The sequence below is a fragment of the Auraticoccus monumenti genome (assembly GCF_900101785.1).
Taxonomy (GTDB): domain Bacteria; phylum Actinomycetota; class Actinomycetes; order Propionibacteriales; family Propionibacteriaceae; genus Auraticoccus; species Auraticoccus monumenti.
The window spans coordinates 4,440,864-4,461,688 of record NZ_LT629688.1 but is presented as its reverse complement, the minus strand read 5'-3'; the positions used below and the strand labels follow the sequence as shown (position 1 = coordinate 4,461,688).

Below are 20,825 nucleotides of genomic sequence, written 5' to 3'. Positions count from 1 at the left end.
ACGTGAACGTGCACGTCAACGCCACGGTCGGCACGATTCCCGACTCGGGGCCTATGCGTCGCTCTACCCGCAGGCCGCGGTCTCCGGGGATTGCCGGATCGGCGCCAGTGCAACGGTAGGGGCCTCCGCCACCGTCCTGCAGGGCCTCTCAGTCGGTACGCAGGCGTTCGTTGGCGCGGGGGCTGGTAGTTGTCCGCGACGTCCCCGACCGTCTTGTGGTCAAGGGCGTACCAGCCCGTGAGGCACCTGGTGTCGCGGTCAAGACGGTCGAGGGCGGCCTATGGGTGCTACCGCAGGTCCGGGAGGCCTGCCGTCGGGGAGCGAAGGTCACGGTCATCACGCCAACAGGCGAAGGGCGTCTCACCCGGGCCCTCGCCCAGCTCGCGAAAGAGGAGCCGGGCGTCACGCATGTACCGTCGCCATACGACTTCACCTTTCGCCGCCCCTGGCGCGTGCCCGTCGGACTGTTCCGACTGCGTCGCCTCTTGCGGCGCCTCAACCCTGATGCGTCCTCTATCATCTGTACGCCACCGCACTCGCTGTTCGGCTCGCCACGCTGGGACTTCAATGCGTCGCGTGTACATGGTGGGGGGCCCTTGTATCTCGATGCCCCGCTGATCCGGTGGGTCGAACGATTCCTCTCCCGGCTTGATGACGTGATCATCTGCGGCAGCGAACACACCCGGCGTCGCTACCCTCGCCCTCGGGCTTCCGCCGGACCGACTGCGGGCGATCCCTACGGTGTCGACCTCTCCGCGTACGAGCAGGCCCCGCAGAGGCCGTCCACCGAGAGCGTCTAGGGCTGAAGGCTCATTCCTTTGTCGCCGTGATGGTGGCCTACGTCTACGCCCCCAAGCGCATCGTGCACCGAGGTGAGGGCATCAAGGGTCACCGCCACCTGCTCGAGCCTGGCAAGTTTTTCACGCGCAGCACCGGAAACGGAACTGCTTCTGGTAGGTAGCGGATTCGACTCCGCTGGCGAACATCACCGTCAGCACCTGAAGGACATCTTCATGTCCGGCAGCCAGTCGCACGGGATCCATTGGCTGGACTCAGTCGAGGACGTACGCGATGCCTATGGTGTTGCCGACGTCAGCGTCAGTCCCGTCGCTTTCGGAGAATCACGGCGCGGTGCTGGAAGCGTCGTCTATGGGGGTGCCCAGCATCGTCAGCGACGCCGGCGCGCTGCCTGAGACGGTGAGCAGCGCATCCGGATGGATCTTCCACGCGGGAGACACCCTGGAGCTGGGCCACCGCTTGGAGGCCGCCTTCGCCGAGTGGAAGTCAGTTGGCCTTGAGCGGCGCGGCCAGTACGCCCGAGAGCTGATGGTCGAACGGTTCGACCTGTCGGCACTGGTGCGCCTCGTCATCGACTGCACCGATGTCTAGGCCTTCACGGCTGGTTCAGCAGTCGGCCCGCACTGCAGTGTGGGCCGTGGTCGGCGTCGCATGTTCGCTGCTCTCCGGAATCGCGACTGCCCGCATGCTCGGGGCCAGCGACCGGGGAACCCTGGCAGTGGCGCTGACCGTGGTGGGTCTACTCTCACTCATCGGGGCGCTGGGTAGCAATGTCGCCTTCCGAATGCTGCTCCCTAGCGACGGCCGAGTCACCATCGCGCCTTCGGCCGACTGACGACCAAGTTGGCACTCCCGAACGTGGCGGCTCTCTTGATCCTGATGGTCGTCTTCTCTCACCGCGTCGATCGCCAGCTCTCCGATCCAGTCATCCTTGTATGCGTGGCCGTGCTCGGTGTGACGATGTTCTTCTCCAACCAGGTGCTTGACTGCTTCAATGCCCTTCACCAGTCTCACCGCGCCGCTCGACTTAATGCCCTTGGAGCCTTGTCGACGGCGATCCTGAACCTTCTGTGCTGGATAGCAGGCTTCACCCTCACCGCGGCACTACTCTGCTACGCGGCCGGATTCGCGCTTCGCACCGGCATCGGCCTCATCTTGTTGCACCGGGCACCGGAGACGCGACACACCGAAGAAGGCCCCGGAGGTCAGTTGCTGATGCTGTCAGCTGGATTGCCGCTGATGGGTGGAAACCTAGGTCAACTGGTGATGCTGCGGCTGGATCAGGTGCTGGTTGGCGTGCTCCTGGGGAGTTCCGCAGCAGGAATCTACGCGGTGGCCAGCATCCCCGCCGGCGTGCTGGCCGTGGTGTCGAGTGCAATTGGGCAGGTGGTGTTGGCTGAGGCCGCGCGCGGACTGCTGAGCAAGGGAGCCCTGGTGCGGCTGACCCTTCAGGCGTCGGGACTCACCCTTGCTCTAGCCGTTACCGGGGCTGCGTTGGCGCCTTGGCTCTTGCCGCTCCTCTTCGGGGCCGAGTTCAGCGACTCAACGCGGACCGCGCAGGTGCTTCTTTTCGCGCAGGTCGCACTCGCCCCCTTCCTCATCCTCAACAGAGCGGCAGTCGGCTACGGGATGGTCAGATGGTCAGGGTTGACTGGCTTGGCAGGCGCGGTGACGCTCATCGTGACGGTGCTGCTGCTGGTTCCCCAGTTCGGTGTGGTGGGGGCCGGAGGCGCAGCCACTCTCACGTTTGCTGTTGCGACGACGGTGACCGCCGTGGGTCTTGCCGTGCGGCGACCTTGGGCCCATGGCTCGGAGCACCAGCGTGCCCGTGGCCGTGAGGAATCGGCCCCTCCGGCCACGATGTGACTTAAAGCGGTCATCACTTCCGCCACCCGCATCGGACCAGCATCGAGTGCAACAGCGAGCGTAACCATGATCGACGCCATAGAGCACACCTGTCGCTGTACTCGTCGACGCGCTTGTCGCCTTCGCATACTTGGCATCGTTCCCATGGCCGCGCGCCGCGCGGGAAGCCGAAACCTAGGTCGGGTGGTGGGTTCACCGCTACGGCTGCACCGGCGCGCCGCGCCGGACGCATTATCGGAGCTGAGCCCGAGCAAAGCCCGCCGCGTCGCGGGCGCACGGCCTGCCGGAGGGCGTCTGGGACTGCTGAGAGTTCGGTTGTCACCTGACCTGTGGCGATGGGAGTCGCCGCTGGAAGGATGTCGACCATGCCCGCTCCCCATCCCAAGGAGTTCCGCGACGACGTCGTCGCTGTCGCACGGCGCGGTGAAGCACCGATCGCTCAGATCGCCAAGGACTTCGGGATCAGCGAGTCCTGCCTGCGCAACTGGCTGACCAAGGCCGATGTGGAGGACGGCGTGAAGCCCGGTGTCACCACCGCAGAGAACGTCGAGCTACGCGAGGCCCGCCGCAAGATCCGCCTGCTCGAGCAGGAGAACGAGGTCTTACGCAGAGCCGCGGCCTACCTGTCACAGGCGAACCTGAAACTGGGCCAGTCCCCAAAATGACGTTCCCGCTGGTCCGTGACCTTGCCGCTGACGGAGTACCCGTCGCGGTGACCCGTCGGGTGCTGGGCTTCTCTCGCCAGGCGTTCTACGCCTGGGACAACCACCCGATCAGCGATCGAGATCTCAGCGACGCCTACCTGACCAACGCCGCCATCGAGATCCACGTTGAGGACCCCGAGTACGGCTACCGGTTCGTGGCCGACGAGCTCGCCACCGCCGGCCACGCCGCCTCCGAGCGCAGGATCTGGCGACTGTGCTCCACAGCCGAGATCTTCTCCACCCACAGCCGCCGGCGCGGGCCGGCCAAGCGTCCCGGTCCACCGGTCCACGACGACCTGGTGCAACGCGACTTCACCGCAGACGCGCCCAACCAGCTGTGGCTGACCGACATCACCGAGCACCACACCGACGAGGGCAAGCTCTACCTCTGCGCGGTCAAGGACGTGTTCTCCGCGCGCATCGTGGGCTACTCGATCGATGCCCGGATATAGACCCGCATCGCCGTGAACGCGCTGTCCAGCGCTGTGAGTCGGCGCGGCGGCAGCGTCGCGGTGTCAGGCTGCACGCTCCACTCCGACCGAGGTAGCCAGTTCAGGTCCAGGCGATTCGTCGAGGCGCTCAAGCACCACGGCCTGACCGGGTCGATGGGGCGCGTGGGCGCAGCCGGTGACAACGCGGCGATTGGAGTCGTTCTTCGCACTGCCACAGAAGAACGTCCTCAATCGGCAGCGTTGGCGCACCCGCCAAGAGCTCCGGCTCGCGATCGTGACCTGGATCGAACGGACCTACCACCGCCGACGCCGACAACGCACCCTCGGCAAGCTCACCCCGATCGAGTTTGAGACCATCTACGCAGCCGCTGACGCGGCCTGAACCCCACTCACCAAGAGTGACAACCAGACCGTCAGCAGTCCTCTGGCTCAGGGCCGAGCGTCCACGTGCCGCCGGAAGTTCTCGGGGTGACGCTCGAAAGAAGTGCCGACGACGCAGGCAAGTGCGTCTTGGTCCCATCCGCACCAGCTCAACGGTCGGCCGTGATCGGCGTGCATGAGTCCACTTCGGGGACACCTGAGGGGGCGAAACGGGCCCTTGAGTACCTTCGCAGATCACTTCCGGGTTCCAACTTCACACGTGCGGCACCACAATCACGTTCACCCTGACTACACCTTGGTATGGGAAGGCGTGGTACGACGAGCGCGCTATACCCTTTCACCCTTGGCCACGTCAACATCGCTTCGGAGAAGCCGCTGCTTCAGCGGATACAACCGTCTTCGTACAGCGTGTTCTCGACGGCGTAGCACTTTGAACCGTAGGTCGCGTGTCCGGCGGTTACCCTCCACCCACTGAAGCCAGTTTCGCGTCCCCCGGATCACCCCTCCGAACTGAATCTCCTCCGCCGACTGGAAGTCGACGCCGCTGGCCACCAGCTGGGCCCGAACGGCAGGCTCCCGATGACTGAGGCTCGGCGCCTTCCGCACGTCGAAGTGCACCAGTAGGTGGTCGATCTTGGCGAGCTCACCCGATCCGAACAGTCGGTCGATCAGGTCCGCCTCAGCACCTTCGACGTTGATCTTCGCGTACACCTGGTCGCTGTCGCTCACGTTCTCAGCGAACCAGACCGCAGCGTCTCGGAACGCGCAGTCAGCCGAGTCTGTGATCGGGTTCTTGTCGAAAGCAGTCGACGCACCCACATCTCCAGGATTGTGCAGCGTCATCGTCGCGTCCTCGCTCCACAGTCCGAAACGGCAGATCTCGACCCGCTCATCTGCCAGCGCCTCGATCCGCGGCCAGCACACAGGCGCCGGCTCGAAGCACACGATCCGGTCGAAATGCCACTTCGGATCTCGGACAACCGCCAACGTCTCACCGATGTGAGCACCGATGTCCAAGAACACCTTCGCCACGAAACCTCATTTGGATAAGGCGAGGCCATGCGGAGGGACTTCGAGCAACCCTGCGACCTCGCGAACGCTCCCCCGAGCAGTGGCTCGCAATCTACCATCTTGGGCGGAGCGGACCCGGATGAGACGTCGACCAATCGACGGGGTAGCACCTACCCCTGACGTGTCGAACGTGCCGTCACAGGGGTGGCCGGAGACTTCAAGGCCCTAGGGGTCCGCACTCAAGACACCGGGTCGACCTTCGGGAGCATGTCGGCAAGTGATGAGCCTCGTCGGCTGAGGTGACCGCGGTCGATCTCAGCCGCCAGTGGGTGGGGTGCCGGTGCACCGCGAACACGCGTTCAGCGGACGGCTCATCACTTGCCGACATGCTCCCGAAGGTCGACCCCGGTGTCTTGAGTGCGGACCCCTAGGGCCTTGAAGTCTCCGGCCACCCCTGTGACGGCACGTTCGACACGTCAGGGGTAGGTGCTACCCCGTCGATTGGTCGACGTCTCATCCGGGTCCGCTCCGCCCAAGATGGTAGATTGCGAGCCACTGCTCGGGGGAGCGTTCGCGAGGTCGCAGGGTTGCTCGAAGTCCCTCCGCATGGCCTCGCCTTATCCAAATGAGGTTTCGTGGCGAAGGTGTTCTTGGACATCGGTGCTCACATCGGTGAGACGTTGGCGGTTGTCCGAGATCCGAAGTGGCATTTCGACCGGATCGTGTGCTTCGAGCCGGCGCCTGTGTGCTGGCCGCGGATCGAGGCGCTGGCAGATGAGCGGGTCGAGATCTGCCGTTTCGGACTGTGGAGCGAGGACGCGACGATGACGCTGCACAATCCTGGAGATGTGGGTGCGTCGACTGCTTTCGACAAGAACCCGATCACAGACTCGGCTGACTGCGCGTTCCGAGACGCTGCGGTCTGGTTCGCTGAGAACGTGAGCGACAGCGACCAGGTGTACGCGAAGATCAACGTCGAAGGTGCTGAGGCGGACCTGATCGACCGACTGTTCGGATCGGGTGAGCTCGCCAAGATCGACCACCTACTGGTGCACTTCGACGTGCGGAAGGCGCCGAGCCTCAGTCATCGGGAGCCTGCCGTTCGGGCCCAGCTGGTGGCCAGCGGCGTCGACTTCCAGTCGGCGGAGGAGATTCAGTTCGGAGGGGTGATCCGGGGGACGCGAAACTGGCTTCAGTGGGTGGAGGGTAACCGCCGGACACGCGACCTACGGTTCAAAGTGCTACGCCGTCGAGAACACGCTGTACGAAGACGGTTGTATCCGCTGAAGCAGCGGCTTCTCCGAAGCGATGTTGACGTGGCCAAGGGTGAAAGGGTATAGCGCGCTCGTCGTACCACGCCTTCCCATACCAAGGTGTAGTCAGGGTGAACGTGATTGTGGTGCCGCACGTGTGAAGTTGGAACCCGGAAGTGATCTGCGAAGGTACTCAAGGGCCCGTTTCGCCCCCTCAGGTGTCCCCGAAGTGGACTCATGCACGCCGATCACGGCCGACCGTTGAGCTGGTGCGGATGGGACCAAGACGCACTTGCCTGCGTCGTCGGCACTTCTTTCGAGCGTCACCCCGAGAACTTCCGGCGGCACGTGGACGCTCGGCCCTGAGCCAGAGGACTGCTGACGGTCTGGTTGTCACTCTTGGTGAGTGGGGTTCAGGCCGCGTCAGCGGCTGCGTAGATGGTCTCAAACTCGATCGGGGTGAGCTTGCCGAGGGTGCGTTGTCGGCGTCGGCGGTGGTAGGTCCGTTCGATCCAGGTCACGATCGCGAGCCGGAGCTCTTGGCGGGTGCGCCAACGCTGCCGATTGAGGACGTTCTTCTGTGGCAGTGCGAAGAACGACTCCAATCGCCGCGTTGTCACCGGCTGCGCCCACGCGCCCCATCGACCCGGTCAGGCCGTGGTGCTTGAGCGCCTCGACGAATCGCCTGGACCTGAACTGGCTACCTCGGTCGGAGTGGAGCGTGCAGCCTGACACCGCGACGCTGCCGCCGCGCCGACTCACAGCGCTGGACAGCGCGTTCACGGCGATGCGGGTCTATATCCGGGCATCGATCGAGTAGCCCACGATGCGCGCGGAGAACACGTCCTTGACCGCGCAGAGGTAGAGCTTGCCCTCGTCGGTGTGGTGCTCGGTGATGTCGGTCAGCCACAGCTGGTTGGGCGCGTCTGCGGTGAAGTCGCGTTGCACCAGGTCGTCGTGGACCGGTGGACCGGGACGCTTGGCCGGCCCGCGCCGGCGGCTGTGGGTGGAGAAGATCTCGGCTGTGGAGCACAGTCGCCAGATCCTGCGCTCGGAGGCGGCGTGGCCGGCGGTGGCGAGCTCGTCGGCCACGAACCGGTAGCCGTACTCGGGGTCCTCAACGTGGATCTCGATGGCGGCGTTGGTCAGGTAGGCGTCGCTGAGATCTCGATCGCTGATCGGGTGGTTGTCCCAGGCGTAGAACGCCTGGCGAGAGAAGCCCAGCACCCGACGGGTCACCGCGACGGGTACTCCGTCAGCGGCAAGGTCACGGACCAGCGGGAACGTCATTTTGGGGACTGGCCCAGTTTCAGGTTCGCCTGTGACAGGTAGGCCGCGGCTCTGCGTAAGACCTCGTTCTCCTGCTCGAGCAGGCGGATCTTGCGGCGGGCCTCGCGTAGCTCGACGTTCTCTGCGGTGGTGACACCGGGCTTCACGCCGTCCTCCACATCGGCCTTGGTCAGCCAGTTGCGCAGGCAGGACTCGCTGATCCCGAAGTCCTTGGCGATCTGAGCGATCGGTGCTTCACCGCGCCGTGCGACAGCGACGACGTCGTCGCGGAACTCCTTGGGATGGGGAGCGGGCATGGTCGACATCCTTCCAGCGGCGACTCCCATCGCCACAGGTCAGGTGACAACCGAACTCTCAGCAGTCCCAGACGCCCTCCGGCAGGCCGTGCGCCCGCGACGCGGCGGGCTTTGCTCGGGCTCAGCTCCGATAATGCGTCCGGCGCGGCGCGCCGGTGCAGCCGTAGCGGTGAACCCACCACCCGACCTAGGTTTCGGCTTCCCGCGCGGCGCGCGGCCATGGGAACGATGCCAAGTATGCGAAGGCGACAAGCGCGTCGACGAGTACAGCGACAGGTGTGCTCTATGGCGTCGATCATGGTTACGCTCGCTGTTGCACTCGATGCTGGTCCGATGCGGGTGGCGGAAGTGATGACCGCTTTAAGTCACATCGTGGCCGGAGGGGCCGATTCCTCACGGCCACGGGCACGCTGGTGCTCCGAGCCATGGGCCCAAGGTCGCCGCACGGCAAGACCCACGGCGGTCACCGTCGTCGCAACAGCAAACGTGAGAGTGGCTGCGCCTCCGGCCCCCACCACACCGAACTGGGGAACCAGCAGCAGCACCGTCACGATGAGCGTCACCGCGCCTGCCAAGCCAGTCAACCCTGACCATCTGACCATCCCGTAGCCGACTGCCGCTCTGTTGAGGATGAGGAAGGGGGCGAGTGCGACCTGCGCGAAAAGAAGCACCTGCGCGGTCCGCGTTGAGTCGCTGAACTCGGCCCCGAAGAGGAGCGGCAAGAGCCAAGGCGCCAACGCAGCCCCGGTAACGGCTAGAGCAAGGGTGAGTCCCGACGCCTGAAGGGTCAGCCGCACCAGGGCTCCCTTGCTCAGCAGTCCGCGCGCGGCCTCAGCCAACACCACCTGCCCAATTGCACTCGACACCACGGCCAGCACGCCGGCGGGGATGCTGGCCACCGCGTAGATTCCTGCTGCGGAACTCCCCAGGAGCACGCCAACCAGCACCTGATCCAGCCGCAGCATCACCAGTTGACCTAGGTTTCCACCCATCAGCGGCAATCCAGCTGACAGCATCAGCAACTGACCTCCGGGGCCTTCTTCGGTGTGTCGCGTCTCCGGTGCCCGGTGCAACAAGATGAGGCCGATGCCGGTGCGAAGCGCGAATCCGGCCGCGTAGCAGAGTAGTGCCGCGGTGAGGGTGAAGCCTGCTATCCAGCACAGAAGGTTCAGGATCGCCGTCGACAAGGCTCCAAGGGCATTAAGTCGAGCGGCGCGGTGAGACTGGTGAAGGGCATTGAAGCAGTCAAGCACCTGGTTGGAGAAGAACATCGTCACACCGAGCACGGCCACGCATACAAGGATGACTGGATCGGAGAGCTGGCGATCGACGCGGTGAGAGAAGACGACCATCAGGATCAAGAGAGCCGCCACGTTCGGGAGTGCCAACTTGGTCGTCAGTCGGCCGAAGGCGGCGATGGTGACTCGGCCGTCGCTAGGGAGCAGCATTCGGAAGGCGACATTGCTACCCAGCGCCCCGATGAGTGAGAGTAGACCCACCACGGTCAGCGCCACTGCCAGGGTTCCCCGGTCGCTGGCCCCGAGCATGCGGGCAGTCGCGATTCCGGAGAGCAGCGAACATGCGACGCCGACCACGGCCCACACTGCAGTGCGGGCCGACTGCTGAACCAGCCGTGAAGGCCTAGACATCGGTGCAGTCGATGACGAGGCGCACCAGTGCCGACAGGTCGAACCGTTCGACCATCAGCTCTCGGGCGTACTGGCCGCGCCGCTCAAGGCCAACTGACTTCCACTCGGCGAAGGCGGCCTCCAAGCGGTGGCCCAGCTCCAGGGTGTCTCCCGCGTGGAAGATCCATCCGGATGCGCTGCTCACCGTCTCAGGCAGCGCGCCGGCGTCGCTGACGATGCTGGGCACCCCCATAGACGACGCTTCCAGCACCGCGCCGTGATTCTCCGAAAGCGACGGACTGACGCTGACGTCGGCAACACCATAGGCATCGCGTACGTCCTCGACTGAGTCCAGCCAATGGATCCCGTGCGACTGGCTGCCGGACATGAAGATGTCCTTCAGGTGCTGACGGTGATGTTCGCCAGCGGAGTCGAATCCGCTACCTACCAGAAGCAGTTCCGTTTCCGGGTGCTGCGCGTGAAAAACTTGCCAGGCCTCGAGCAGGTGGCGGTGACCCTTGATGCCCTCACCTCGGTGCACGATGCGCTTGGGGGCGTAGACGTAGGCCACCATCACGGCGACAAAGGAATGAGCCTTCAGCCCTAGACGCTCTCGGTGGACGGCCTCTGCGGGGGCCTGCTCGTACGCGGAGAGGTCGACACCGTAGGGGATCGCCCGCAGTCGGTCCGGCGGAAGCCCGAGGGCGAGGTAGCGACGCCGGGTGTGTTCGCTGCCGCAGATGATCACGTCATCAAGCCGGGAGAGGAATCGTTCGACCCACCGGATCAGCGGGGCATCGAGATACAAGGGCCCCGCCACCATGTACACGCGACGCAATTGAAGTCCCAGCGTGGCGAGCCGAACAGCGAGTGCGGTGGCGTACAGATGATAGAGGACCGCATCAGGGTTGAGGCGCCGCAAGAGGCGACGCAGTCGGAACAGTCCGACGGGCACGCGCCAGGGGCGGCGAAAGGTGAAGTCGTATGGCGACGGTACATGCGTGACGCCCGGCTCCTCTTTCGCGAGCTGGGCGAGGGCCCGGGTGAGACGCCCTTCGCCTGTTGGCGTGATGACCGTGACCTTCGCTCCCCGACGGCAGGCCTCCCGGACCTGCGGTAGCACCCATAGGCCGCCCTCGACCGTCTTGACCGCGACCACCAGGTGCCTCACCGGGCTGGTACGCCCTTGACCACAAGACGGTCGGGGACGTCGCGGACAACTACAGCCCCCGCGCCAACGAACGCCTGCGTACCGACTGAGAGGCCCTGCAGGACGGTGGCGGAGGCCCCTACCGTTGCACTGGCGCCGATCCGGCAATCCCCGGAGACCGCGGCCTGCGGGTAGAGCGACGCATAGGCCCCGAGTCGGGAATCGTGCCCGACCGTGGCGTTGACGTGCACGTTCACGTGCTCTCCGACAAGGATGTTCGCCGTCAGACGCGCCCCGGCGCAGATCACGGCGCCGGGCTCCAGGTGGACGCTCCTTCCGAGTGTTGCGTCAGGATGCACCAGCACGACGGGGCTATGACCCTTGTCGATCATGATGCCGCTCAGGGTGCGTCTGACCTGGGGGTTGGCGATGCCTACTACGAAGTTGCATGCCACCGCCTCCCTGCCAGGGAGGTCGGCGATTCGTCCTAGGAACGGAACGCCAGCGGCCGCCAGACGGCGGGCATTGGCGGGGGAGAGGGAATCGTCAACCACTCCACGCAGCTCATGGGCGTGGCCGTGGTACCGGTTGATCGCGCTCACCAGCTCAACGATCTCGCGTCCTACGCCGCCTGCCCCGACGATGACCAGCGGGCTGCTCACGTTGCTGTCCCGGCCTGACTTGAACCACGAAAGGGCTCCGCAGTCACGTGGTCTGCGGAAGTGACGCCCCGGCCAGAAGCGACAGTGACCACCGTCCGGCACAGAATGCTCGCGTCCAGCCAGAATGACCGGCGCTCGACGTACTCAACGTCCAGGACGAAACGGTCCTCCCAGCTCACCCGATTGCGTCCAGCCACCTGCGCCAGCCCGGTGATCCCGGGTCGAACCTCGTGTCGTCGGGCCTGGAAGGGCGTGTACAGGTCAAGGTACTCCGTCAGCAGAGGCCGCGGGCCGACGAAACTCATGTCCCCTACGATGACGTTCCACAGGCTTGGCAGCTCGTCGAGACTCGTAGCTCGTAGGAAGCGCCCCAACTTGGTCATCCGATCCGCGTCGCGCACCTGATGTCGCAATTCATCTACTGGCAACATCGTTCGGAACTTGAGCAGGGAGAAGTCTTCCCCCTCTCGACCGGGACGTCTCTGCCGGAAGAGTACGGGTGCGCCGAGTTGTGTCCGGACAGCTGTGGCGATGGCAAGCTGGAGTGGGGCGGTGACCAGTAGGCCCATGCAACCCCCGACTACATCCAGCGCTCGCTTGCTGCGGTCGTATCGGGTCATCGCCGCGGCACTCTTCGGAGGAATTCACTGATCGAACAAGTGATGCGGTCGAACTGTGCCTCGGTCAGGGCCGAACCGCTCGGCAGCGAGAGCCCGGTGGCGAACATGGCGTCGCTCACCCCGGTGATGTAGGATGGCGCGGCGGCGAACACCGGCTGCTGGTGCATCGGCTTCCACATGGGCCGAGCCTCGATGTTGCGTTCGGTCAACCACTGGTGCAGTTCTTGCGTTGACCACCCGGCCGCCACCGGGTCAACCATGATGCAGGTCAACCAATAGTTATCCCGGTCCACGGACTCGTCGGCCCACCCGGTAGCGCCGAGGATCCTCACTCCGTCGACGTGCGCGAAAACTTCACCGTAGTGACGACGCCAGGACCGACGCCGTTGGATCATGGACTCCAGCCGCACGAGCTGAGCACGCCCCAAGGCCGCCAGCAGGTTGGACAACCGGTAGTTGTATCCGATGTCGATGTGTTCGTAGTGCGGCAACGGCTGACGGGCCTGGGTCGCGAGGTAGCGAGCGCGAGCGGCGAACTCCTCGTTGTCGGTAACCAGCGCGCCGCCGCCCGACGTAGTCATGATCTTGTTCCCGTTGAACGACAGCGCCGCCGCAACCCCGGCGCTGCCGGCGGGTCGACCTCCGCGTCGTGCTCCGAACGACTCGGCCGCGTCAGCGACAACCGGAACCCCGTGCTGTGCGGCCACCTCGTCGATCCGCCTGTAGTCCGCCACCTGTCCTAGCAGATCGACGGGGACGATCGCCGCGACGTCGCCTCGACGGGCGACCTGGTCCTCGAGTGCGCTGGCTAGGAGGTCGGGGTCGATGCACCCAGTGACGTCGGAATCCACGAAGACGGGTGTCGCGCCGGTGTAGGTGATGGCGTTGGCCGTGGCCGCAAAGGTCATGCTGGCCGTGATGACAACATCACCGGGCCCAACACCGAGGTTCAACAGCGACAGATGCAGGGCGGCGGTACCCGAAGAGAGTGCGACCGCATGCTTGCGGCCGGTGGCCTGTGCAAGTTCTTGCTCGAACGCGTCCACGTCTGGGCCGAGCGGCGCTACCCATCCAGACCTGATCGCCCGGATGACTGCGGCTTCTTCGGCCACACCCACGTCAGGCGGGGACAAGTAGATGCGTTCAGGCCATCCTGCGTGGGTGTCATCACCGTCTGCGGGAACGGAATTCACGTGGCCGCACACTCACTTCCCTGTCGACGATCCATACAGTCTCCCGCGGCTAGTTCTGCTGACCTGCCAGACGTGTGTCGCGGTCAGAGGCTCGCCAATGAGTCTAGCCCTCTCGGCGCCGGGGCAGGAACTGCACGGTTGTGCCGCGCAAGGTGTTCAGCGACGCTTGCATGCGCGTAACCAACACTTTCCTTCGCGTACTCTCCGCAGGGAAGTGCTACCTGCTGTCCGACTCGCCATCTCGAGGTTGAGTGCCGATAGACTGCGAGTAGGCGCTAGCTCGCCGTGGGCGCCAGTGTGTCCAGTCGTGAGTCAGTGACCAAGAGGCCATGCTCGAGGCGCAGGCAAGTGGCGGGACCAGCGCCGATGCGGCACCGGACTGAGTTGGTGCGGTGCGGCGGTTGGGGAGCAAGCGCGTCCCGTCACGGCCCGCTCGATACCGGCGGTCGGACTGCGGCTCTGGGTTCACGGATGTGCACCAGTATCAGATCAGGAAAAGGGGCAGGCAGTTGAAGATTCTCGTCACAGGCGGAGCTGGGTTCATCGGCTCGAATCTTGTCCGCAGGCTCCTGTCAGACGGAGTGGAGCGAGTCACCGTGATCGACGACTTCTTCAGCGGCTTCAGGTCCAACCTCGACGGTGTGGACGTCGAGATCATCGAGGGTTCGATCCTTGATCCTGAAGCGCTGACCCGCGCTGCTGCGGATGCTCACGCGATCGTTCACCTAGCGGCACGGCCGTCCGTCCCCAGGTCCATAAAGGACCCGCTAGCCAGCCACCATGCAAATGCGACTGGTTCTCTCGCTGTGCTCGAGGCGGCGCGCGCATCCCACTCGCATGTCGTGTTGGCGTCGTCATCCTCTGTCTACGGTGCCAACCCCGTCCTCCCTCGGGTCGAGGACCAGCGGCCGATGCCGATCAGTCCCTACGCCGTGAGCAAGTTGGCCGCAGAGTCGTACGCCCTGTCTTACCAAGCGGTGTACGGGGTTAGCGTCCTCCCCTTTCGGTTCTTCAATGTTTATGGCCCGCGGCAGGCGGCCGGCCACGCTTACGCCGCAGTGGTGCCCGAGTTCACCAGCCGGGCGCTGCGGGGTGAAGCGCTGACGGTCCACGGCGACGGTCTGCAAACTCGGGACTTCACTTTCGTCGACACTGTCACCGAGGTTTTATCCCTCGCTGCGCGAGAGCAGCGGCGCTCGGCTGAACCTGTCAACCTGGCCCTCGGCAGCCGAAGCTCTCTGTTGGATGTGATTGAGATGATCGAGCGTGAGACTGGGCGGCCACTCCTGATCGAGCACACGGCGGTGCGTCCCGGTGACGTGCGTGACTCGCACGCGGACACGGCTCGTCTGCGCAGATTGTTCCCCGAGATCACTGCGGTGCCGCTTGAGCAGGGAATCACGGCCACCGTCGACTGGATGCGTCAGAGCCTGTTGGCACGGTGACCACGGTGGCTGCGGGAAGGCGCCTCTACTTCGCAACAGAGTCTCGCCTGGAAGCCGGCCCCGATCACGTCGTGCGGTCACCGCACCCGGGCGACTGGTACGAGGGTTATGGCCCGATGCTGCAACACTTCGACGAGGTGGTTGTGCTCGCTAGGGTGAGGGCGAGTGGCACCCTAAGCGGACGACCCGTCGAGGGCCCTGGGGTCACGGTCGCGCGCCTTCCGTTCTATGAGGGGCCGGTCCAAGCCCTGTTCTCGCTGGTGAAGTTGCGGTCCTCCATCCGTCGCGCGACACCCGACCGGTCCGCGCACTTCGGTGGCAAGCTGCCCGGTCTGTTGGCAGGCGAGTTGCTGCGGTGGTCCCGGAAGCTACGGCGTCCATTCCTGGCCAACGTCGTCGGCGACGTCGGGGGCGTGCTGAGAGCAGGCGCTCTCGGCTCGGTCGGCATTGCCGTTGCCCAGGTGGCGACGATGGCAATGAGAAGACAGGTCGCCGCTGCCGACGCGGTGATCTATGTGTCGCAAGGCTTCCTGCAGCGGATCTACCCAGCGCATCCGGGGAGCCTCCAGCTGGCGCGGTCGAACGTCCAGTTGACCGAGGACTCGTTCGCGACGCATCGGCGCCCGCTCGGGGCGACCGGATTCAGAATTATCTCCATCGGGTCTCAGGACCAGCTGTACAAGGGGCACGACTTGCTAGTTCGTGCAGTGGCTCAACTGAACCGGTTGGGGTGTCCGGTTGAGCTTCACCTAGTTGGCGACGGACGCTACCAGCCACTGATACGCCAGCTGGCGCGTGACCTTTTGGTGGAAGACCAAGTCGTCTTTCACGGTCACGTCGGCGACGTCACCCTCGTGCGCGCGCTATTGGACTGCAGCGACGTCTATGTGCAGCCGTCGCGAACGGAGGGGGTGCCACGTGCGCTGATCGAGGCCATGGCACGACAGCTCCCGTGCATCGGGAGCAGTGCTGGTGGTATACCCGAGTTGCTCGACGCCGAGTACGTCGTCCCAGTCGACGACGTGGAGGAGCTAGCGCGCCGGATCGCAGCTGTCTGCGATGCGCCGAATGAAGCCCTGCGGCAGGGAGCGATGAACCAGGAACGGGCGCGGGTCGTTGGCCAGCTGTCGTCGACTTCACGGCTGGCCAGCTTCATCGGCCGCTTCGCCGCAGCGCCCACCGCGCACGATGCGGCTGACCAGGGGCCGCGGCCATCAGGCCACCGTGTGGTCCACCTCCTGGGCTCACTCGACCGCGGTGGAGCGGAGGTCCGCACGCTTGAGCTGATCAAGGGGTGCTCTGACCGGGAGATCAGTCATCGTGTTGTCCTGCTCTCTGGACGGGTCGGCACGCTCGGCGACGATTACCGTCGGGCTGGTGCCGTGTTGACCCCGCTGCGGATCTATAGCCCTGGCTTCCCTGCCCGTTTCATTCGTCTGCTGCGCGACGATCGGGCGCGGGTTGTACACTCCAACATCCAGTACGTGTCGGGGCCACTACTGCTGCTCGCCATGCTGGCGGGTGTCCGCACCCGCATCGCCCACTTCCGCTCTGACGGTCAACCGGAGACCACGTGGCTGCGTAGGCTGCGACGCACCTTGATGAAACGACTCCTTATCCTCAGCGCGACACAGATCGTCGGCGTTTCGCCCTCCACGGTGTCCAAGGTGGCCGACGGAAGCACAACCGTCAGCGTCCCGGTAGAGGTGATTCCGAACGGGGTGGACCTTCGTTTCCTCGACCCACGTCGTCGCAGCGACGTGCGCCACGAAGTGACCGACGACCCTGCTGTGCCCGTGATCGTGCACGTTGGCCGCGCCGATATCCCAACCAAGAACCGTGAGGGCGCCGTACGCTACTTTGCCGCGCACCGGCGCGCCGGCGGCGTCGGCGTGCTGGCATTCGTGGGTCGCGACGGTGCATCGGTGGACCAGTCGCGGACCAACCGGGGGCAGTTGCTATCGCTCGCCCGAGAGCTCGGTATCGGTGATGAGGTGGTCTTCCTCGGGGAGCGACCTGACGTCGCCGACGTCCTCGGGTCGGCCGACCTGCTGTTGTTCACGTCGTCGCTGGAGGGGTTGCCAGGCGTGATCATCGAAGCGCGGGCCATGGGCACTCCTGTAGTGGCCTCAGACGTGCCAGGGGCGGTCTACCTGTCCACTCACCTTGACGGGATCAAGATCCTCTCCCTGGACTGGGATGGCGAGGCTACGTGGGCATCAGCGATCGGCTCAGCCCTTGAGGTCCGACTCACCGAGGAGGCGCGTTTGCGAAGTCACGATCAGCTGGTCGGTGGACCCTTCGATGTCGTGACCGTGGCAGCACGATTTCAGGACCTGTGGCGTGCCTAGTCCCGCTCTGGCTCAACGCGCCCCTGGCCTATCAACGCAGCGCACGTCAGTGTGCGCGCTACTCGCCGTCACCTGCACCGTGTGGCTGATCGTCTTGCTGCTCTTCGGTGATGAGTTCACAGAACTTCGCCTGCGGCAGGTGGCTGTGATCGTGATTGTTAGTGAGGTCGTCATTGCGGTGATGGTGTGTCGCTCCGACCCGAGGGGAACCTGGGGCTTTCCGTTCCTGTACCTCCTGGTGCTGATAGTTTTCCACTCAGGGCTGTTCCTGTCACCAGCGCTGTTCGGCAGGTTGCCCGACGCGCTGCAGCATCCAAGCTCGAATTGGTTCAGCGACGTCGTCGCCAACCGGGCCGGGTACCTGGTGTGTATAGCGATCGCCTGCTATGGCATTGGCTACGCGGCAAGTCGGCTGCTGCCAACCGCTGGTGCGGCGGGTTCGGAGGAGAAGGAAGTAACCGGGCGGCGGCTCGCTTTCCGCGCTGGAATCGTCGATGTAGGAGCTTGCCTGACTGTCGCTTCGGTGTTCCTTTGGTTTGTGTTCAGTCTATCGAACGCCGGAATGCTCTTCTTCCTGGGCTCTTACCTGACCTACCTCGCCAGTACCAGTCTTGCGCCACTTCCATGGGTTTACTTGGCAATGTCGCTTGGGGTGACCTTTGCCGCGCTTGATCTTCAGCGGGGTACCGCCAAGGCTGCAGTCGTGGCGTTCGCACTGTTCGCAGTCCCGGCTTTTTTGATCGGGCTCCGGGGTGAGGTCCTGTTTCCGGCAGTCGCGGTTATCGGGGTACTGGGTTGCAGTCACCGATTATGGCGAGCACGGGTGTTCTGGGGGGTGGCCGCTCTCGCACTGATCGCTATCTCCTTTGTTGGTCAGGTTCGGGTGCAGGGCGTCAGCAACGTGTCGCAAGTAGTGTCGTCTCCAGTGGGTGCTATCGAGGAGATGGGTTACTCGATTCGGCCCCTGGTTGCGTCGGTGCGCTGGCACGAATACGGCCAGCAACCGTATCTTCACGGAGCTACCTACCTTGCACCGGTCGACCGTCAGTTACGTGGGTTGCTTGGGCTGCCCGTACCGCCGGCCCTGGACGATGAGCGTCTGATGAATGTAGAGATCTCGCGACGAGAGGGAGCGATTGGCGGTTCGGTCATCGCCGAAGCTCACCACAACGGGGGGCTCGTCGGCGTCGGGGCAGTCATGATGGTGGTTGGTGCGCTGATGGGACTGATCTTTCGACATCCCAGGTCGCCGCTGGGCGTCGCCCTCAGCGGGCTAGTTGCCGTGCTGGTGCTGATGCACATTCGTAACTCGTTCGCGCCCCTGCCGGCGTGGGCTGCGGCAGGAATAGGAATCGTAGGGGCCGCCTACTTGCTCGGTCTTCTGCGCTCGACACACGGCCGGGGCCGTCGTTCGATGGGGCCACGATGAATGCTGCCGATTTGATTGTCAGCGCTCTTAGCAAGGTTCTTCCCGTGCGGGTGATGCGGCCTGCGGTGCGGGCGCTCTCGGACCGGCTGCAGATTCGGGCCGACCCCGTCCGTTGGGCGCGTGGGCTAGGCGTAGCTGTAGGGGATCGTTGTCGGTTTCTGGCGGTGTCGCGAGCGACGTTCGGTTCTGAACCCTACCTGATCCGGATTGGAAATCATGTAACCATCACGGAGGGCGTGCGCTTCGTAACGCACGATGGCGGTGTTTGGATTTTTCGTGACGATGAGCCTCAGATGGATGTCGTTGCCGGCATCGTCGTGGAGGATAATGTGTTTATCGGCCTGCGAGCCATTCTGCTTCCTGGGGTGCATGTGGGGCGGAACTCGGTTGTCGCAGCGGGGGCTGTCGTGTCTCGCGACGTGCCTGCCGGATCCGTGGTGGGAGGGGTGCCCGCGCGTCGACTCAAGTCGGTTGAGGAATACCGCGCGTCACTGCACGGGCGAGCACAACCTACTAAAGGCATGAGCTTCGAGGAAAAACGCAGCTGGCACCTGGCGCACCTTTCGACAGATTGATGGGTCGCATGCGGCGAAAGCAGGCGTGTGCAGCCCGGGTCCGCCGGAGGGGCTTGCACGTGCCTGCACGTTCAGTGCTGCTCGTCGTGATCACGATGTCCATCCTCCTGGGGCTGTCCTCGGCAGGGCCCTCGCCTGGCCGACTGGCCGACCAGATTGTCGTTGAGCCAGTCGCTCCGTCTCTACCGACCATCTTGTCCGCGACTTTCTCGGCAGGCGAGGCTGGCGCCGTAGCCGACGACGGCCTGGATGACACCGCTGCCATCCAGACGGCGATAGACCGAGCGGCCGCAGCTGGCGGAGGGTGGGTGCTGCTTGCGTCGGGTGTGTTCGAGCTCTCGGTGGATCGCACTACGAAGGTCGCGATCATCCTTCGCACGGGAGTCGGGATGCGCGCCGCTAACCCAGGGACAAGCACGCTGAAGCTCCGAGATCGTCAAGGTGACTATCACAGCATCTTGTATGTCGACCCGCGACAGCAGGCGACCGATCTCGCGCTGCACGGGCTGAACTTCGATCAGAATAGCCGGGCCAACCCCCTGACTAGTCTGGCAAGTTTCGGTAGTGATGGACGGCTGGCAAGGTTCGTCATCAACATCCCGACTGGCCGCCGCGTGCTCGTCGATGATTGTTCGTTCTTCGATGCGCGCTCGCGCAACGTGGTGGTGACAAGCGGCCCCGCCGGTTCGGTCAGCGACGTTGTTATTAGACAGTCGCGTTTTCTGGGCATCGGTGGTGGGGCCTGGGACTTTGATCACTCCAGCATCTACGCCACCGGCGAACGAATAGAGATCGTAGGAAATATCTTCACGGCGACGTCATCTGGCGCCAACGGGGCGCACACCGCCATCGAGACACACGGAAGTGATTTCCTGATTGCGGACAACGTCGTGAGCGGCTACCTCAAGGCGATGAACCTCACGGGCGTGGCCTCGAGGTCAGATAGGCAGATGGTCCGAGATAATCATATCTCGGACGTGGCGATAGGGCTGTATCTCTGGTCTAGGCAGATGGGCCCGGTGCAGCGCACTGCGGCGTTGAGAGAAGTCTCGATCACGGACAATCACATTCTGATAAACACCGATATCTGTCGGAGGCCAGATCTCCAGGAGGCGTTGTTCTGCGCGGGAGTTGCTCTTGAGCCGGGTAGTGACAGCGCGATCGATTCACTAGTGGTGGCTCGCAACCACATCGCGTTCACCGGTGCTCGCCCGTGGGGATCGATCGCCCCCGAGCCGCAGGAGGCTGGCATCAGCTTGTGGCAGGCGAACCGACGAACGATGAGTGTGCGGGGGCTGCGCATTCAGGACAATACAGTCGTCGATTCGCCCAGCTCATCGATCGCCATCAATGTCCGTTTACTTCCCTGGTCCGACGGTCCGTCAAGGATCGACGGGAATGAGCTGACTTTCAGCGGCGATCATCTGCTGACATCAAGCACGACTTCAGACGGCGGCGCTGCAGCCGTGGTCATCCAGGGCGCCGGGAATGTACGCGTCGAACTCACGGGCAATGCTGTTGTCGATCAGCGGCGGCCTGCAGTGCTTTCCTATGCAATCTCTGCCACCGGTAGTTGCCAAGAGTTCTGCACCGTGGGTACCACGTCCGTAGAACCGTCGTCGATCACCTCCTACGACCTCGGGTCGGGCTGGCGCCTCTCACCCTAGCGGTGACACGGCGACGCATCCCCGGGAGTGTCGATTGAGCCCAGTGTGGCTCGT

General features: G+C 64.4%; 15 protein-coding genes and 2 pseudogenes. 10 read left to right on the top strand and 7 right to left on the bottom strand.

Features of this window, described 5'->3' with window-relative positions; all coding sequences use genetic code 11:
- Positions 1 to 215 precede the first annotated feature (215 nt).
- The 4 genes and pseudogenes from BLT52_RS21870 (at position 216) to BLT52_RS20615 (ending at position 4,202) form a co-directional block, all read left to right on the top strand.
- Positions 216 to 800, top strand: a complete 585-nt coding sequence (locus BLT52_RS21870) for a glycosyltransferase (protein WP_407922640.1) — start codon at positions 216 to 218, stop codon at positions 798 to 800.
- A 355-nt stretch (positions 801 to 1,155) separates the two neighbouring features.
- Positions 1,156 to 1,389, top strand: coding sequence for a hypothetical protein (locus BLT52_RS20625; protein ID WP_157677294.1), 234 nt, complete (start codon positions 1,156 to 1,158; stop codon positions 1,387 to 1,389).
- 288 nt (positions 1,390 to 1,677) lie between these two features.
- On the top strand, positions 1,678 to 2,664 hold the full coding sequence (locus BLT52_RS20620; protein WP_231946682.1) for an oligosaccharide flippase family protein: 987 nt from the start codon (positions 1,678 to 1,680) through the stop codon (positions 2,662 to 2,664).
- Positions 2,665 to 3,029: 365 nt separating this feature from the next.
- Positions 3,030 to 4,202: pseudogene (locus BLT52_RS20615) on the top strand (IS3 family transposase).
- Between the two features lie 326 nt (positions 4,203 to 4,528).
- On the opposite strand, the gene BLT52_RS20610 reads toward BLT52_RS20615, so the two are convergent.
- Positions 4,529 to 5,233, bottom strand: coding sequence for an FkbM family methyltransferase (locus tag BLT52_RS20610; RefSeq protein WP_090589436.1), 705 nt, complete (start codon positions 5,231 to 5,233; stop codon positions 4,529 to 4,531).
- A gap of 614 nt (positions 5,234 to 5,847) precedes the next feature.
- Between BLT52_RS20610 and BLT52_RS20605 the strand changes: the two genes are divergently transcribed.
- Positions 5,848 to 6,552, top strand: coding sequence for an FkbM family methyltransferase (locus tag BLT52_RS20605; protein WP_090589436.1), 705 nt, complete (start codon positions 5,848 to 5,850; stop codon positions 6,550 to 6,552).
- 326 nt (positions 6,553 to 6,878) lie between these two features.
- Here the strand turns inward: BLT52_RS20605 and BLT52_RS20600 are convergent.
- The 6 genes and pseudogenes from BLT52_RS20600 to BLT52_RS20575 form a co-directional block, all read right to left on the bottom strand.
- Positions 6,879 to 8,051: pseudogene (locus BLT52_RS20600) on the bottom strand (IS3 family transposase).
- 365 nt (positions 8,052 to 8,416) lie between these two features.
- Positions 8,417 to 9,646: an oligosaccharide flippase family protein gene (locus BLT52_RS20595; RefSeq protein ID WP_157676885.1), complete on the bottom strand. Its 1,230-nt coding sequence runs from the start codon at positions 9,644 to 9,646 to the stop codon at positions 8,417 to 8,419.
- A gap of 46 nt (positions 9,647 to 9,692) precedes the next feature.
- Entirely contained in the window at positions 9,693 to 10,838 is a 1,146-nt protein-coding gene (locus BLT52_RS20590; RefSeq protein ID WP_197679127.1) for a glycosyltransferase, read from the bottom strand.
- Between the two features lie 8 nt (positions 10,839 to 10,846).
- Complete coding sequence (locus BLT52_RS20585; RefSeq protein WP_157676884.1) at positions 10,847 to 11,491, bottom strand: NeuD/PglB/VioB family sugar acetyltransferase; 645 nt, start codon at positions 11,489 to 11,491, stop codon at positions 10,847 to 10,849.
- Positions 11,488 to 12,111 (bottom strand): sugar transferase, encoded by a 624-nt coding sequence (locus tag BLT52_RS20580; RefSeq protein ID WP_090589429.1) that lies wholly within the window; start codon positions 12,109 to 12,111, stop codon positions 11,488 to 11,490. Before BLT52_RS20580 ends, BLT52_RS20585 begins: the two co-directional genes overlap by 4 nt.
- Positions 12,108 to 13,304, bottom strand: coding sequence for a DegT/DnrJ/EryC1/StrS family aminotransferase (locus BLT52_RS20575; RefSeq protein WP_090589426.1), 1,197 nt, complete (start codon positions 13,302 to 13,304; stop codon positions 12,108 to 12,110). Before BLT52_RS20575 ends, BLT52_RS20580 begins: the two co-directional genes overlap by 4 nt.
- A gap of 392 nt (positions 13,305 to 13,696) precedes the next feature.
- On the opposite strand from BLT52_RS20575, the gene BLT52_RS20570 reads away from it, so the two are divergent.
- The 5 genes from BLT52_RS20570 to BLT52_RS20550 all read left to right on the top strand — a co-directional run bounded on the left by BLT52_RS20570 (position 13,697) and on the right by BLT52_RS20550 (position 20,771).
- A complete protein-coding gene (locus BLT52_RS20570; protein ID WP_331712552.1) occupies positions 13,697 to 14,749 on the top strand; it encodes an NAD-dependent epimerase/dehydratase family protein in 1,053 nt (350 codons plus the stop codon).
- Positions 14,750 to 14,865: 116 nt separating this feature from the next.
- On the top strand, positions 14,866 to 17,100 hold the full coding sequence (locus BLT52_RS20565; RefSeq protein ID WP_157677290.1) for a glycosyltransferase: 2,235 nt from the start codon (positions 14,866 to 14,868) through the stop codon (positions 17,098 to 17,100).
- Positions 17,101 to 17,179: 79 nt separating this feature from the next.
- Positions 17,180 to 18,529, top strand: a complete 1,350-nt coding sequence (wzy, locus tag BLT52_RS20560) for an O-antigen polysaccharide polymerase Wzy (RefSeq protein WP_157677288.1) — start codon at positions 17,180 to 17,182, stop codon at positions 18,527 to 18,529.
- Complete coding sequence (locus BLT52_RS20555; protein ID WP_090596100.1) at positions 18,526 to 19,104, top strand: acyltransferase; 579 nt, start codon at positions 18,526 to 18,528, stop codon at positions 19,102 to 19,104. Before wzy ends, BLT52_RS20555 begins: the two co-directional genes overlap by 4 nt.
- Before the next feature lie 59 nt (positions 19,105 to 19,163).
- Positions 19,164 to 20,771 (top strand): hypothetical protein, encoded by a 1,608-nt coding sequence (locus BLT52_RS20550; RefSeq protein WP_157677286.1) that lies wholly within the window; start codon positions 19,164 to 19,166, stop codon positions 20,769 to 20,771.
- The last annotated feature ends 54 nt before the right edge of the window (positions 20,772 to 20,825 follow it).

Bases quoted from the DNA above. Each gene is read 5' to 3' on its own strand.
- BLT52_RS20620 (WP_231946682.1), top strand. From the start codon at position 1,678: ATGGTCGTCTTCTCTCACCGCGTCGATCGCCAGCTCTCCGATCCAGTC.
- BLT52_RS20580 (WP_090589429.1), bottom strand. From the start codon at position 12,111: ATGACCCGATACGACCGCAGCAAGCGAGCGCTGGATGTAGTCGGGGGT.
- BLT52_RS20565 (WP_157677290.1), top strand. From the start codon at position 14,866: ATGCTGCAACACTTCGACGAGGTGGTTGTGCTCGCTAGGGTGAGGGCG.
- BLT52_RS20555 (WP_090596100.1), top strand. From the start codon at position 18,526: ATGAATGCTGCCGATTTGATTGTCAGCGCTCTTAGCAAGGTTCTTCCC.